The organism is Spongiactinospora sp. 9N601 (assembly GCF_044326295.1).
In the GTDB taxonomy this organism is placed as follows: domain Bacteria; phylum Actinomycetota; class Actinomycetes; order Streptosporangiales; family Streptosporangiaceae; genus Spongiactinospora; species Spongiactinospora gelatinilytica.
Map to the genome: position 1 here is coordinate 159,860 of NZ_JBIRBB010000014.1, position 12,687 is coordinate 172,546.

General features: G+C 71.0%; 13 protein-coding genes. 7 read left to right on the top strand and 6 right to left on the bottom strand.

The genetic code is table 11. From position 1 onward, the window contains the following. The first annotated feature begins 118 nt into the window (after positions 1-118). Positions 119-1,636, top strand: coding sequence for a depupylase/deamidase Dop (gene dop, locus ACH34R_RS30835; protein WP_111165814.1), 1,518 nt, complete (start codon positions 119-121; stop codon positions 1,634-1,636). Positions 1,637-1,733: 97 nt separating this feature from the next. Here the strand turns inward: dop and ACH34R_RS30840 are convergent, their stop codons facing one another. Further along, positions 1,734-2,138 (bottom strand): hypothetical protein, encoded by a 405-nt coding sequence (locus tag ACH34R_RS30840; protein ID WP_397565029.1) that lies wholly within the window; start codon positions 2,136-2,138, stop codon positions 1,734-1,736. Positions 2,139-2,289: 151 nt separating this feature from the next. Between ACH34R_RS30840 and ACH34R_RS30845 the strand changes: the two genes are divergently transcribed. Continuing rightward, the gene (locus ACH34R_RS30845; RefSeq protein ID WP_111165808.1) at positions 2,290-2,499 is read left to right on the top strand and encodes a ubiquitin-like protein Pup; all 210 of its coding nucleotides are present in this window, start codon (positions 2,290-2,292) and stop codon (positions 2,497-2,499) included. A gap of 128 nt (positions 2,500-2,627) precedes the next feature. Here the strand turns inward: ACH34R_RS30845 and ACH34R_RS30850 are convergent, their stop codons facing one another. The 5 genes from ACH34R_RS30850 to ACH34R_RS30870 are packed head-to-tail and all read right to left on the bottom strand — an operon-like array spanning position 2,628 to position 8,121. Beyond that, positions 2,628-3,848: a CehA/McbA family metallohydrolase gene (locus ACH34R_RS30850; RefSeq protein WP_397565031.1), complete on the bottom strand. Its 1,221-nt coding sequence runs from the start codon at positions 3,846-3,848 to the stop codon at positions 2,628-2,630. A gap of 12 nt (positions 3,849-3,860) precedes the next feature. Further along, on the bottom strand, positions 3,861-4,976 hold the full coding sequence (locus tag ACH34R_RS30855; RefSeq protein WP_397565033.1) for an ABC transporter ATP-binding protein: 1,116 nt from the start codon (positions 4,974-4,976) through the stop codon (positions 3,861-3,863). Then, positions 4,973-5,815 carry a carbohydrate ABC transporter permease gene (locus ACH34R_RS30860; protein WP_397565034.1) on the bottom strand — a complete coding sequence of 281 codons (843 nt, stop codon included), beginning with the start codon at positions 5,813-5,815 and terminating at the stop codon, positions 4,973-4,975. Before ACH34R_RS30860 ends, ACH34R_RS30855 begins: the two co-directional genes overlap by 4 nt. Beyond that, a complete protein-coding gene (locus ACH34R_RS30865) occupies positions 5,812-6,726 on the bottom strand; it encodes a carbohydrate ABC transporter permease (RefSeq protein ID WP_397565037.1) in 915 nt (304 codons plus the stop codon). Before ACH34R_RS30865 ends, ACH34R_RS30860 begins: the two co-directional genes overlap by 4 nt. Positions 6,727-6,729: 3 nt before the next feature. Then, positions 6,730-8,121, bottom strand: coding sequence for an extracellular solute-binding protein (locus ACH34R_RS30870; RefSeq protein WP_397565039.1), 1,392 nt, complete (start codon positions 8,119-8,121; stop codon positions 6,730-6,732). Positions 8,122-8,331: 210 nt separating this feature from the next. On the opposite strand from ACH34R_RS30870, the gene ACH34R_RS30875 reads away from it, so the two are divergent. The 5 genes from ACH34R_RS30875 (at position 8,332) to ACH34R_RS30895 (ending at position 12,658) form a co-directional block, all read left to right on the top strand. Beyond that, entirely contained in the window at positions 8,332-8,532 is a 201-nt protein-coding gene (locus ACH34R_RS30875) for a hypothetical protein (protein ID WP_397565041.1), read from the top strand. A gap of 73 nt (positions 8,533-8,605) precedes the next feature. Further along, complete coding sequence (gene prcA / locus ACH34R_RS30880) at positions 8,606-9,433, top strand: proteasome subunit alpha (RefSeq protein ID WP_397565172.1); 828 nt, start codon at positions 8,606-8,608, stop codon at positions 9,431-9,433. 127 nt (positions 9,434-9,560) lie between these two features. Continuing rightward, positions 9,561-10,919: a Pup--protein ligase gene (pafA, locus tag ACH34R_RS30885; RefSeq protein ID WP_397565042.1), complete on the top strand. Its 1,359-nt coding sequence runs from the start codon at positions 9,561-9,563 to the stop codon at positions 10,917-10,919. 85 nt (positions 10,920-11,004) lie between these two features. Continuing rightward, positions 11,005-11,967, top strand: a complete 963-nt coding sequence (locus tag ACH34R_RS30890) for an FKBP-type peptidyl-prolyl cis-trans isomerase (protein ID WP_397565044.1) — start codon at positions 11,005-11,007, stop codon at positions 11,965-11,967. Between the two features lie 55 nt (positions 11,968-12,022). Further along, positions 12,023-12,658, top strand: coding sequence for a helix-turn-helix transcriptional regulator (locus ACH34R_RS30895; protein WP_397565046.1), 636 nt, complete (start codon positions 12,023-12,025; stop codon positions 12,656-12,658). Positions 12,659-12,687: the final 29 nt, after the last annotated feature.

Below are 12,687 nucleotides of genomic sequence, written 5' to 3' on the forward strand. Positions count from 1 at the left end.
CCTGCGGACCCGGCAAAAGGCATCTGTGCCATAACCGTCTGCCCGCAGCCGATGGTGAAGGGTCTAGGCTCGGGGATATATACGGCGGAACCACTGTCCCGACGAACAGAGGATGCGCATGACGGTACGGCGGGTGATGGGCATCGAGACCGAGTACGGGATTTCCGTGCCCGGCCAGCCGGGGGCCAACGCGATGGTGACCTCTTCGCAGGTCGTCAACGCCTACCTGGCGGCCTCGGCGGCTCGGGCACGCCGCGCACGATGGGACTTCGAGGAGGAGAACCCACTGCGCGACGCCCGGGGTTTCGACCTGGCCCGGGAGGTCGCCGACCCCAGCCAGCTCACGGACGAGGACCTGGGCCTGGCCAACGTGATCCTGACCAACGGCGCACGGCTCTACGTGGACCACGCCCATCCGGAATACTCCACGCCAGAGTGCACCAACCCCCGTGCGGCCGTCATCTGGGACAAGGCAGGCGAGCGGGTGATGCTGGACGCGGCACTCCGGGCGTCGGCCATTCCCTCCAACGCCCCCATCCAGCTCTACAAGAACAACACCGACAACAAGGGCGCCTCCTACGGCTGCCACGAGAACTACCTGATGCGGCGGGCCACGCCGTTCGCCGACATCGTCAGGCACCTGACGCCGTTCTTCGTGTCCCGTCAGGTGGTGACCGGCGCGGGACGGGTCGGCATCGGCCAGGACTCCCGCGGCGAGGGCTTCCAGATCAGCCAGCGCGCCGACTTCTTCGAGGTGGAGGTGGGGCTGGAGACGACGCTCAAGCGGCCCATCATCAACACCCGCGACGAGCCGCACGCCGACCCGGAGAAGTACCGGCGGCTGCACGTCATCATCGGCGACGCCAACATGTCGGAGATCTCGACCTACCTCAAGCTGGGGTCCACGGCGCTGGTGCTCGCCATGATCGAAGACGGGTTCCTCACCCGCGACTTCGCGGTGGAGAACCCGGTGGCCGCACTGCGGGCGGTCTCCCACGACCCGAGCTGCCGCTATGAGATACCGCTGCGCGACGGGCGCAGGCTAACCGCCGTCCAGCTCCAGATGGAATACCTGGAGCAGGCCAGGAAGTACGCCGAAGAGCGCAGCGGCAACGGCGTGGACGAGATCACCAAGGACGTCCTCGACCGCTGGGAGTCGGTGCTGACCCGGCTGGCCGAAGACCCGATGCAGCTCTCCAGGGAGCTGGACTGGGTGGCCAAGCTGGAGTTGCTGGAGGGCTACCGCAGCCGCGACGGGCTGCCCTGGAGTCATCCGCGGCTCCAGCTCGTCGATCTCCAGTACTCCGACATCCGCACCGAGCGCGGCCTGTACAACCGGCTGGTGGCGCGCGGGCGGATGCAGCGGCTGGTGACCGAGGCCGACGTGGAGCGGGCGGTGGAGCAGCCGCCCAACGACACCCGGGCCTACTTCCGCGGGCGCTGCCTGCGGCAGTACAGCGAGGCGGTGGCCGCCGCCTCCTGGGACTCGGTCATCTTCGACATCCCCGGCCGCGACTCGCTGCAGCGGGTGCCCACCTTGGAGCCGCTGCGCGGCACCAAGGCCCATGTGGGCGAGCTGTTCGACCGTTGCCGCACGGCCGCCGACCTGGTGGCCGCGCTCACCGGCGACAACTGACCGGCGCAGGCGCGAGCCGTACGGCCCGGCGGCGGGCCGTACGGCGATCCGGTCCACCGGCCGCCGCACTGATCTACTTTGTAAAGGCGCCGGGCCGTCAGAGCAGCCCGATGCCCAGCGCCAGCGCGCCCACCCCGAGGCCCGCCCCGCCGGCCACGGTGAGCCAGATCAGCCCGTTGGGCTTGGTGCCGCGCGGCCGTGCCACCGACAGGAAGAAGCCCAGCGGCATCAGGATCGGGGCCGCCGCGATCAGTACGCGCACCAGCGTCCGCATGCCGTCCGACAGGTCCGCCTGGTCCACGTAGAGCATCGCGACCAGCGCGAACAGCACCAGCACGCCCGCATGCGCGTGCCCGGCCCGCCAGAGGCTCCGCCTGGTCGGATTATCCAGATAGCCGGGTATGTTGCGAGTGAGGTGAGCCAGAAGTGACATGCCGCCGAAGGCGACCGCCGGAACGGTGATCAGTAGCACTCCGGCCGTGCTGAGCGAGGAGGAGGACATGGCGACTCCCTGATTAGGTAGCTATGCTATCCAATTATTGGATAGTGCGGCTATCTGGTCAAGCGGTGAAGATCGCCCGCCCTCGGGCGCGCAAGATGGTCCACTTCGGGGAAGATATGAACTCAGGTGCGTCCCCTACACGGAGGTAGCGATGGCAACCAGGGACACCGGCGGTCAGAAGCAGACCGGCCGCCGCGAGAACGAGACCGAGGAGGTCGACGCACAGGCGGCCCCCGAAGTCCAGGAGCGCCAGGAGAAGCTCACCGACGACGTCGACGCGATCCTCGACGAGATCGACGAGGTTCTCGAAGAGAACGCCGAGGAATTCATCCGCAGCTACGTCCAAAAGGGTGGGCAGTAGGCAAGCCGGTAGTACATATGTCGTAAAAATTCAGTCGCCCGGACCACGGTCTCCTGGTTCGGGCCGGACATATTCAGCACGCCGCCGGGGATGGGTTTCCGCTGCGGGGCCATGGCGGGCGCCAGAGTCTACGTGCAAAGGGCCATGACCTCGTTGCGGGCCGTCTCCAGGCGGTGGGGACCGGGGTGGGCGGGGAGGGTGACGAGGTCGCCTGTGACGACCTGGCGGGTCTGCGGGCCCCACAGGACCAGGCCGTCGCCTCCGGCGATGAGGAAGTCCGCGCCGTGCCGCAGCAGCAGCGGGCCGCCGGGTGTGGTGCTCACCGCCGTGCGCCGGGCACGGACGCCCGCCACCACCGACGCCGGATCGCCGGGGTCCTCGGCGAGCACCCACGTGGTGGGCGCACCGAGCTTCTGACCGTCGCGCTCGCTGTGGAAGTCGCTGCCCCCCAGCAGCACCGGATCATCGCGCCAGGCGGCGGCCCACGCCAGCGGCGCCCCCCAGGTGCGGTCCCACCAGCTCCAGTGCCAGATCTCGGCGGCATGGGCGCCGATGTCCGGGGAGTGCCGCCAGGCGCAGTCGGCGGCCACCGGGTGGTTGATCGACAAGACCCCGCCACCGCCGTCCGCGGCCCGCGCCCAGGTGCCCGGCGGCCGTCTGAAGTCGATCCAGCCGAGGTCGCCGAAGGCGTTGGCGTGGCCGAGGTCGGTGGTCACCTCCTGGCCGGGGACCAGGGTGACGCCGCTCGCGCGGGCCGCCGCGGGCAGCTCGCGGTGGTGGCTGACGGTGTTGTGGTCGGTGACGGCGAGGAAGTCCAGTCCGGCGTCGCGGGCGTGCCCGGCCAGCGCGGGCACGGTCAGCGCGCCGTCGGAGTGCACGGTGTGCGCGTGCAGGTCACCCGCCACCCAGGTCAGCCCGTCGAGCCGGGGCAGCCCGCGCCGCTCGGCCGCGGGCGGGGGACGCTCGCCCCCCGGCACGGCCGGTGGTGGTGGCTCCTGCGGTGGCGTGTCGTACGCCGTGACGGTGACCTCGTACGGCAGGCCCTCCGCCGGGACCCGGTACAGCCCGAGCAGCACCCGCCAGACGCCCGGCTCCGGTTCTCCGGGCAGATAGCCGGGAGTGGCCCAGTGCGGCCCGATGGTGTACTCCTCGCGCGCCCCGCCCGACCACCCGCGAAACCCGGCCGGCCCGGCGCAGCCCAGGTCGATGGTCCCCGCGCCCTTGTCGTAGGACAGGCGGACGGTCAGCGCGCGCGCCCACGCCGGCGGCTCGAACGGCACCTCCCGGACCGGGCCGGTCACGCGGTCGTGCAGCGTGTGGCGGCCGTGCAGGCGGATCACGTGTTCCATGGTCATCTGAGGTTATGCCGTCGGCTCTGCGGATGCGGGCGCGGGGGCGACCGGCGCGCCGAGCAACCGGCCCTCGCGGTAGACCAGGGCGCGGGAGGTGCGCGGCACCGCCCAGGCGGGCGTGCCGAGGGCCGGTTCGCCACCCTCCTCGGGCACCACCACCTGCACCAGCGGCCCGTCCCCGCCGCCCACGGGCTCCAGCGTGACGAGCAGCGCGGTGCCCATGTTCTCCACCACGCCCACCCTGCCGGGAAAGCCGTCCTCGCGCGGCTCGAACGACAGGTCGGCGTACTCCGGGCGCACGCCGTACGTCACCGGCTCCCCGTCGGGCAGGCCGCGCGCCGGGCCGGGCGGGGTGAGCCGCGCCCCGGCCACCAGCAGCGCGCCGCCCTCGGCGCGGCCGGGCAGCAGGTTCATCGGTGTGGCGCCGATGAAGGAGGCCACGAAGGTGGTGAGCGGGCGCTGGAAGACCTCGGCGGGGGTGCCCACCTGGGCCAGCCGGCCGCCGGACATGACGGCCACCCGGTCGGCGAGGGCCAGCGCCTCGCCCTGGTCGTGGGTGACGAAGACGGTGGTGACGCCCAGTTCGCGCTGCAAACGCTTGAGGAACGTGCGGGCGGTGAGGCGCAGCCGGGCGTCCAGGTTGGACAGCGGCTCGTCGAACAGGAAGGCGCGAGGGCGGCAGGCGATGGCGCGGGCCAGTGCGACGCGCTGTTGCTGGCCGCCGGACAGTTGCGCGGGCCGCCGTTCCAGCAGCCCGGACAGGCCCAGCCGGTCGGCGGTGGCGGCGGCCCTGGCCCGCCGCTCGGCCCTGCCGACCCGTTTGACGCGCAGCGGGTAGGCGATGTTGGCGGCCACGTCCATGTGCGGGAAGAGGGCGTAGTCCTGGAAGACCATCGCCACGTCGCGGCGGCCGGGCGGCAGCGTCGTGACGTCCCGGCCGCCGATGCCCACCCGCCCGGCGGTGGGCGTCTCCAGCCCGGCGATGGTCCGCAGCAGCGTGGTCTTGCCGCAGCCGGAGGGCCCGAGCAGCGCCAGGAACTCCCCGCCGGCGATCTCCAGATCCAGATCGTCGATGGCCCGGACCCCGCCGGGGAACTCCTTGACCAGGCCGCGCAGCGAGATCATCGTTTGATCCCTCCGTGGAAGCGGAAGCCGTACCTGCCGCTGACGAAGACGTACATGAGCACGACCGGGAGCGAGTAGACCAGCGAGAAGGCCGACACCAGCGGCAGGTCGGGCTGCCCGCCCTCGGTGTAGAGCGTGTAGAGGATCACCGAGCCGGGGGCCAGCCCGGGGTCCCTGATCAAGATGAACTGCAGCAGGAACCCACCCCACACGTTGGCCACCGTCCAGACCGCGATGGTGGCGAGCCCGGGGCGGATCAGCGGTACCACGACGTGCCGCAGGATCTGCAGCGGGCTCGCCCCGAACACCCTGGCCGACTCCTCGTAGGAGGCGGGGGTGGCGTCGGTGAAGTCCTTCAGAATGAAGATCGCCGCGGGCAGCAGGCCGCCGGAGACCACCAGGATCACGCCGAGGTGGGTGTCGATCAGGTTGAGCCGGGTGGCCAGCTCGAAGATCGGCACCATCGCGGCGGTCCCGGTGACGATGGAGGACATCAGCAGCAGCAGGTACAGCAGGAGGTCGCGGCCGGGCACCTGGACGCGGGACAGGGCGTAGGCGGCGAGCGCGGCCAGTACCACCACCAGCGCCGCCGCCCCGCCCGCCTGGACGGCGGAGTTGACCAGCGAGCCCACCGCGAACGGGTTGTCCAGCAGGGCGCGGAAGTTGGCCAGCGTGAACTCCGGCACCGACACCCGGATCGAGGCGCCCGCGTCGAACGGGGCGGTGGCCAGCCACAGCATGGGCAGCGCGAAGAAGCCGAGCAGGACGGCGACGAAGGCGGCGACGCCGAGCCGCCCCAGCACGTGCCGGACCACGCGGACCCCCTCATCGGCGCTCACACCGCCCCCCGGCCGCCCGGCGCCGCCGCGGTGGGGGGCGCGTTCCTGGCCCGCAGCAGGCGCAGGTAGATGAGCGCGAAGACCAGGTTGATCAGCAGGATCAGGAACGACACCGCCGCCCCCGCGCCCAGCCGCCCGCCGTTCAGGGCGATGGCGTAGACGTAGACGGGCAGGATCTCCGAGCGGCCCTCCGGCCCGCCCGCGGTGAGCAGGAACGGCGTGAAGTCGTTGAACGTCCACAGGCTGATCAGCAGCAGGTTGGTCAGCACGTGCCCCTTGATGCGGGGCAGCACCACGTCACCGAGCTGGCGGACGGTGGAGGCCCCGGCCAGGCGCGCGGTCTCCAGGTGGGAGGGCGGCACGTTCTCCAGGGCGGCGGAGTAGAGCATCATCGAAAAGGCGGTGCCCCGCCAGATGTTGAACACGATGATCGAGAGCATCGGATGGTCGAGCAGCCAGGCCGTGCCCGGGGTGTTCAGCAGCGCGTTCAGGGTGCCGCCGTCGCGGTCCAGCAGGGCGATCCACAAGAACGCCACCACCGAGCCCGGCAGGATCCACGACAGCAGCACCAGGCCCTCCACGGCCCGCCGTACCGGGGTCCGCAGGCCGCGGGCCACCCAGGCCACGGCGAAGCCCAGCACGGCCTGCCCGGCGACCGCGGAGCCCAGCACGAACTGCACGGTCAGCCACAGCGAGGAGCCGAACCTCGCGTCGGTGAGCGCAGCGGCGTAGTTGTCCAGGCCGACGAACCGGGGCTCGGCGGCGGCGAGCCCGGTGAGCCGGTAGTCGGTCAGCCCGAGGTAGACCGTCCACAGCGCGGGGAAGACCAGGAACACCCCGATCAAGACCAGCGCGGGCAGGATGAACGCCATGGCCCTGCCGCGGCCCAGCCCCGCGGCGTCGGTGCCCATCGGTCAGGCCGGGGTGATGGCGGAGGCGCCGACGAGTTCGGTGAGCCTGCGGTGGTAGGCGGCGGCGGCCTCCTCGGGGGAGCGGCCGGAGACGACGGCGGCGGTCGCCTCCTGAAGGGCGGCCGACACCTCGGGATAGACCGCGAGCGGCGGACGGTAGGCGGTCACCGGAAGCACCTTCTCCGCGACGAAGGAGAGCATGGGGTCGCGGCCGAGCACCTTGTCGTTGACGTCCGTCCTGGCCGTGACCCGCGCCTCGCCGCCGAGCTCGGCCTCCACGGCGGCGGCCGAGTGCATGAACGACAGCAGCTCCCAGGCCAGCGCCGGATGCCTGGACCTGGGGTTCAGCACGCGGGCCGATCCGCCGGACATGCTGACGAAGTCCTGGCCGCGCAGGCCGGCGCCGGGCCGGGCGGCGGGGATCAGCGCGTATCCGACGACCTGGTCGCGGTTCTTCATCGGGTTGACCCCGACGGCGGGATCGACGACCGAGCGCCAGAAGTAGTCGCCCTCGGCCAGGATGCCGATCTTGCCCTCCGCGAACTCCAGGAACGACTTGTCGCGGCCCTGGGCCTCCTGCTGGATCCTGGGGTCGCCCAGGCCGCCGGAGTAGACCTCGCGGTAGAAGCCGAGGACGTCCCGCAGCGCCTGGGTGCCGCCGGTCCACTTGCCGCCGGAGTAGATCTCCGTGCCGGTGCCCGCGAGCAGCGGCAGGAGGCCCTGCATGGTGGTGGCCTCGCCCATCGCGGTGCCGGCGTTGATCTGCAACGGGGTGACCCCGGGGAGCCGTTTCAGCGCCCGCGCCGCGTCGATGACCTCCCGCCAGCTCCCCGGCTGCCACTGCCGGGCGAGGCCCGCCCTGGCGAACAGCTCCTTGTTGTAGTAGAGCACCCGGCCGTCGGTGCCGACCGGCAGCGCGTACTTGCGGCCCTCGAAGATCCCGAGCCCCTGTACGGCGGGCGGGATCTGCTTCCAGCCCTCCCAGGTGTCCACCGCCGCCCCGGCCAGTTCGCGCAGCGGCCTGAGGTACCCGGCCTGGGCGAACTCGCCGATCCAGATGCCGTCGATGTCGATCACGTCCGGGCCGCGGCCCGACTTCAGGTCAAGCGCGATCTTGGTCTTGTAGACCTCGTCCTCCACGCCGTTGGGCTGGAACCGGACACGGACGTTCTGCCCCGCGGCCCGCTTGGCGGCCTCGAAGCGGGGGATCACCCAGTTCTTGATCCAGTCGGCGCCCTTGGCGTTCTTCCCGCCGGAGATGGCGTTCTGGGTGATCGTCAGGGTGATCGCGCCGCCGCCCCCGCTCTCACCGCCGCACCCGGCGGCGGTGACCGCCAGCGCCAGGGCGGTGACCAGGGCGCCGAGTGTCGTCGCAGGCCGGCGGGGTAGTCTCACGGGAACCTCCTCGGGGAGGCGCGGAGCCACGGCATATGGGACGTGCAACCACATCGACCATCGCACGCCCGTACCCGGCCGTAAAGCTTCGTGCCGGTGAACGGAGGACGAAGCAACGCGGTTCGCGCTTAGCTGATCGTGGGAAGTGCAAGCAACGGACCAAGATGAGTAGGGTCGCCCTATCGGTTCGTACGTTTGGGAGGGAGTCGCGTGGCATCGCACAGGGATCTGCCCACGGGACTGACGGCCAACCTGTCAGTGGACCCCGGCGGTTCGCCGCTCGCGGAGTTCACCGGGCCGCGCCAGCGGCGGCGGTTCCACTCCATCGGCTCCGGATCGATCTTCGCCAGGGGATCACTGACGCTCTGCCGCCAGGACGCGCGACTCCGGACGGCCCCACCGCACCGCTGAGCCGGCCCGCGGCAGAGCCTTCGGCCCCCCTGATCAACGGCACTGAACGAGGAGAGGAAAGCCACCGGTGTCCATGCCCTTTGGATACGTCCCGGCAGAACAGCAGATGCGGGACAAGGCCGACTACGCGCGGAAGGGCATCGCGCGGGGCCGCAGCTCGGTCGTGCTCCAGTACGAGCACGGCATCCTGTTCGTCGCGCACAACGCCTCCCAGGCCCTGCACAAGATCAGTGAGATCTACGACCGCATCGGATTCGCGGCCGTCGGGCGCTACAACGAGTTCGAGTCCCTGCGGCTGGGCGGCATCCGCTACGCCGACATCAACGGCTACACCTTCGACCGGGGCGACGTCACCGCCCGCGGCCTGGTCAACGTCTACGCCCAGAACCTCGGCATGATCTTCACCGACTCGATCAAGCCCTACGAGGTGGAGATCGTGGTGGCCGAGGTCGGGGCCTCGCCCGAGCAGGACCAGATCTACCGGCTGACCTTCGACGGGTCGGTGACGCACGAGCACGGCATGGTGGCGATGGGCGGGCAGGCCGACGCGGTCGCCACCCGGCTGCGCGAGCGCTACCGCGAGGGGCTGTCGCTGCCCGAGGCGCTACGGGTCGGCGTCGCGGCGCTGACCGAGCCGGACGGCGACCCGCCGCCCACCTCCCAGATCGAGGTGGCGGTGCTGGACCGCAACCGGCCGCACCGCAAGTTCCTGCGGCTGATCGGCCCGAGGCTCAACGCCCTGCTGGCCGAGGGCGCCGCCCCGCCCGCGAGCGAGGGCGCGCAGGCCGAGGGCGAGCCGCCTGCGGCGCCCGGCACGCCCGCTCCGGAGTCCGAGCCGGGCCCCTCGAGCCCGCCGACCGGGCCAGGGGAGGGCGATATCGACACCGGATCGGGCGACTGACCGCCCCTCGCGGGGTACATGTACGGCCATGCCGCGTTTCCGCCGTGGAAGGACCGCAGGGCCCGGCACGGCGGAGGCCGGCGACCAAGATCTCGCGCGGTGCCGACGAGGGGACTAGTGTGTGGTGATGGATCGTCGCATCTTCGGTCTGGAGAACGAGTACGGCGTCACCTGCACGTTTCGGGGTCAGCGCAGGCTGTCGCCCGACGAGGTGGCCCGGTATCTCTTCCGGCGGGTCGTCTCCTGGGGCCGGTCCAGCAACGTGTTCCTGCGCAACGGCGCCCGCCTGTACCTCGACGTGGGCAGCCACCCCGAGTACGCCACCCCCGAGTGTGACAACGTCGTGGAGCTCGTCACCCACGACAAGGCCGGCGAGCGCATCCTTGAGGGCCTGCTCGTCGACGCCGAGAAGCGGCTGCGCGAAGAGGGCATCGCGGGCGACATCTACCTGTTCAAGAACAACACCGACTCGGCCGGCAACTCCTACGGCTGCCACGAGAACTACCTGGTGGGGCGGCACGGCGAGTTCGGCAGGCTGGCCGACGTGCTGATCCCCTTCCTGGTGACCCGCCAGATCATCTGCGGCGCGGGCAAGGTGCTACAGACCCCGCGCGGAGCGGTCTACTGCGTCTCCCAGCGGGCCGAGCACATCTGGGAGGGCGTGTCCAGCGCCACCACCCGGAGCAGGCCGATCATCAACACCCGCGACGAGCCGCACGCCGACGCCGAGCGCTTCCGCCGGCTACACGTCATCGTCGGCGACTCCAACATGAGCGAGACCACGATGCTGCTCAAGGTCGGTGCCACGGACCTGGTGCTGCGCATGATCGAGGCCGGCACCGTGATGCGCGACCTGTCGCTGGAAAATCCGATCCGGGCGATCCGCGAGGTGTCCCACGACATGACCGGGCGGCGGCGGGTCCGGCTGGCCAACGGGCGTGAGGCGTCCGCGCTGGAGATCCAGCAGGAATACCTCTCCAAGGCGAGAGACTTCGTCGATCGGCGCGGCGGCGACGAGATCGCCCACCGGGTGCTGGAGCTGTGGGAGCGCACGTTGCGCGCGGTGGACACCGGCGACCTGGACCTGGTGTCGCGGGAGATCGACTGGGTGACCAAGTACCAGCTCATCGAGCGCTACCGCAACAAGTACGACCTGCCGCTGTCCTCCCCCCGGGTGGCCCAGCTCGACCTCGCCTACCACGACGTCCACCGCAGGCGCGGCCTGTTCTACCTGCTCCAGCGGCGCGGATCGGTGGAGCGGGTGTCCTCCGACGTGAAGATCTTCGAGGCCAAGTCGGTGCCGCCGCAGACCACCCGGGCGCGGCTGCGCGGCGAGTTCATCCGCAAGGCGCAGGAGAAGCGCCGCGACTTCACGGTGGACTGGGTGCACCTGAAGCTCAACGACCAGGCGCAGCGCACGGTGCTGTGCAAGGACCCGTTCCGCAGCGTCGACGAGCGGGTGGACAAGCTGATCGCGGGCATGTGAGGGGAGCCGTGTTGTTTACCCTTCCCGTACAGGCGAGCGGGTAGGGTGACGCGGACAGCCGACTCCTCAAAGGGATACCTATACAATGCGACGCCGCCTGGCCGTACTCGCCGCAGTGCCCCTGTTGTTCGCCGCAGCCTGCGGCTCGGAAGGGGGCGGGTCGGCCACGTCGGCGTCGACCCCTGCGGGGGGCGGCATCACCGTGACGGGTGCCGCCAACGCCAAGCCCACCGTGAAGTTCCCCGCGGGCGCGCCGGCCAAGACCTCCAGCTCCAAGGTGGTCACCGAGGGCCAGGGCACGCCGGTCAAGATGGGCGACACGGTCGTCACCAACATGACCCTCTACACCTGGGACGGCAAGTCCAACGCCCCGGGCGGGTCCACCTACGACGCCGGCTCCCCGGAGCTGGTGCCGCTGTCGGCGCAGTTGCCCAAAGTGATCCAGGAGGCCTTCGTCGGGTCCAAGCCAGGTGGCCGCTTCTACGCGATCGTGGCCCCCGACAGCTACTCCAAGAAGGATCTGGACCAGGCCAAGGCCCAGGGCGCCGATCTCAGCATGGCGCAGGTCTTCGTGGTGGACGTGATCGGCACGGCCAAGAGCATGGCGGCGCAGGGCGCGGCGGTCGAGCACAAGCTCAAGGGCGTCGATCTGGAGCACCCGGGCGGTGACAAGGCGCCGAAGCTCACCACCAAGACCAAGGAGAAGGCGCCGAAGGAGCTGGTCGCCGAGACGGTGATCAAGGGCGACGGCCCGGCGGTGAAGTCCGGCGAGACCATCTTGGTCCAGTACACCGGCAAGATCTGGGGCAGCGACACAGAGTTCGACAGCAGCTGGACCAAGGGCAAGCCGGTGTTCTTCCAAGTCGGCACCGGCAAGGTCATCAAGGGCTGGGACCAGGGCCTGGTGGGCGTGCCGGTGGGCAGCCGCGTGCTGCTCAGCATCCCGCCGGACCTCGGGTACGGCAACAAGGACCAGGGCGACATCAAGGCCAACTCCACCCTCGTCTTCGCCGTGGACGTCCTGGGCGCCTACAACCTGCCCGCCTGACCGGGCTCTGACGCGGGGCGGGCCGGTGGCCCGCCCCGCGTTCTAGACTCCCTGTGTGGAGGATCTTCAGGCCATCGCGCTGCTCCAGGACGAGGTCCGCCGGGCGCTTTACGACTTCGTGGCGGGCGCCGGGCGCGACGTCGGCCGGGAGGAGGCGGCCCGGGCGACCGGCGTGCAGCGCACCCTGGCCGCCTTCCACCTGGACAAGCTGGTCGAGGGCGGCCTGCTGGAGGCGGGTTTCGCCCGGCTGGGCGGTCGCGCGGCCGGGCCGGGCGGCGGGCGTCCGGCCAAGGTCTACCGGCGTTCCGCGGTGGCGCGCGAGGTCAGCGTGCCGCCGCGCGACTACCGCACGCTCGCGCTGGTGCTCGCCGAGGTCGTGGACGAGCTGGGCGGGGAGAGGGCGGCCGAGGCCGCGGCCCGCAGGGCCGGTGTACGCCTCGCCGGGCACGGCCCGCTGGAGCGGGCGCTGCGCGACCACGGCTACGCCCCCTACGACGACGGCGGCCGGATCAGGCTGCGCAACTGCCCCTTCCACGTCCTTTCCGAGGAGCGTCCGCTGCTGGTGTGCACGATGAACCTGGCGCTGTGCCAGGGCCTGCTGGAGGGCTTGGGGGATCGGGAGACGGTGGCGCGGTCCGATCCCGCGCCGGGGGAGTGCTGCGTCTCGTTCTCTAAAACTAATGAAGGTTGACATAGAGGGCCGAGCGATGATGTGCTGTT

Bases quoted from the DNA above. Each gene is read 5' to 3' on its own strand.
- dop (WP_111165814.1), top strand. From the start codon at position 119: ATGACGGTACGGCGGGTGATGGGCATCGAGACCGAGTACGGGATTTCC.
- ACH34R_RS30840 (WP_397565029.1), bottom strand. From the start codon at position 2,138: ATGTCCTCCTCCTCGCTCAGCACGGCCGGAGTGCTACTGATCACCGTT.
- ACH34R_RS30845 (WP_111165808.1), top strand. From the start codon at position 2,290: ATGGCAACCAGGGACACCGGCGGTCAGAAGCAGACCGGCCGCCGCGAG.
- ACH34R_RS30850 (WP_397565031.1), bottom strand. From the start codon at position 3,848: ATGGAACACGTGATCCGCCTGCACGGCCGCCACACGCTGCACGACCGC.
- ACH34R_RS30855 (WP_397565033.1), bottom strand. From the start codon at position 4,976: ATGATCTCGCTGCGCGGCCTGGTCAAGGAGTTCCCCGGCGGGGTCCGG.
- ACH34R_RS30865 (WP_397565037.1), bottom strand. From the start codon at position 6,726: ATGGGCACCGACGCCGCGGGGCTGGGCCGCGGCAGGGCCATGGCGTTC.
- prcA (WP_397565172.1), top strand. From the start codon at position 8,606: ATGCCCTTTGGATACGTCCCGGCAGAACAGCAGATGCGGGACAAGGCC.
- pafA (WP_397565042.1), top strand. From the start codon at position 9,561: ATGGATCGTCGCATCTTCGGTCTGGAGAACGAGTACGGCGTCACCTGC.
- ACH34R_RS30890 (WP_397565044.1), top strand. From the start codon at position 11,005: ATGCGACGCCGCCTGGCCGTACTCGCCGCAGTGCCCCTGTTGTTCGCC.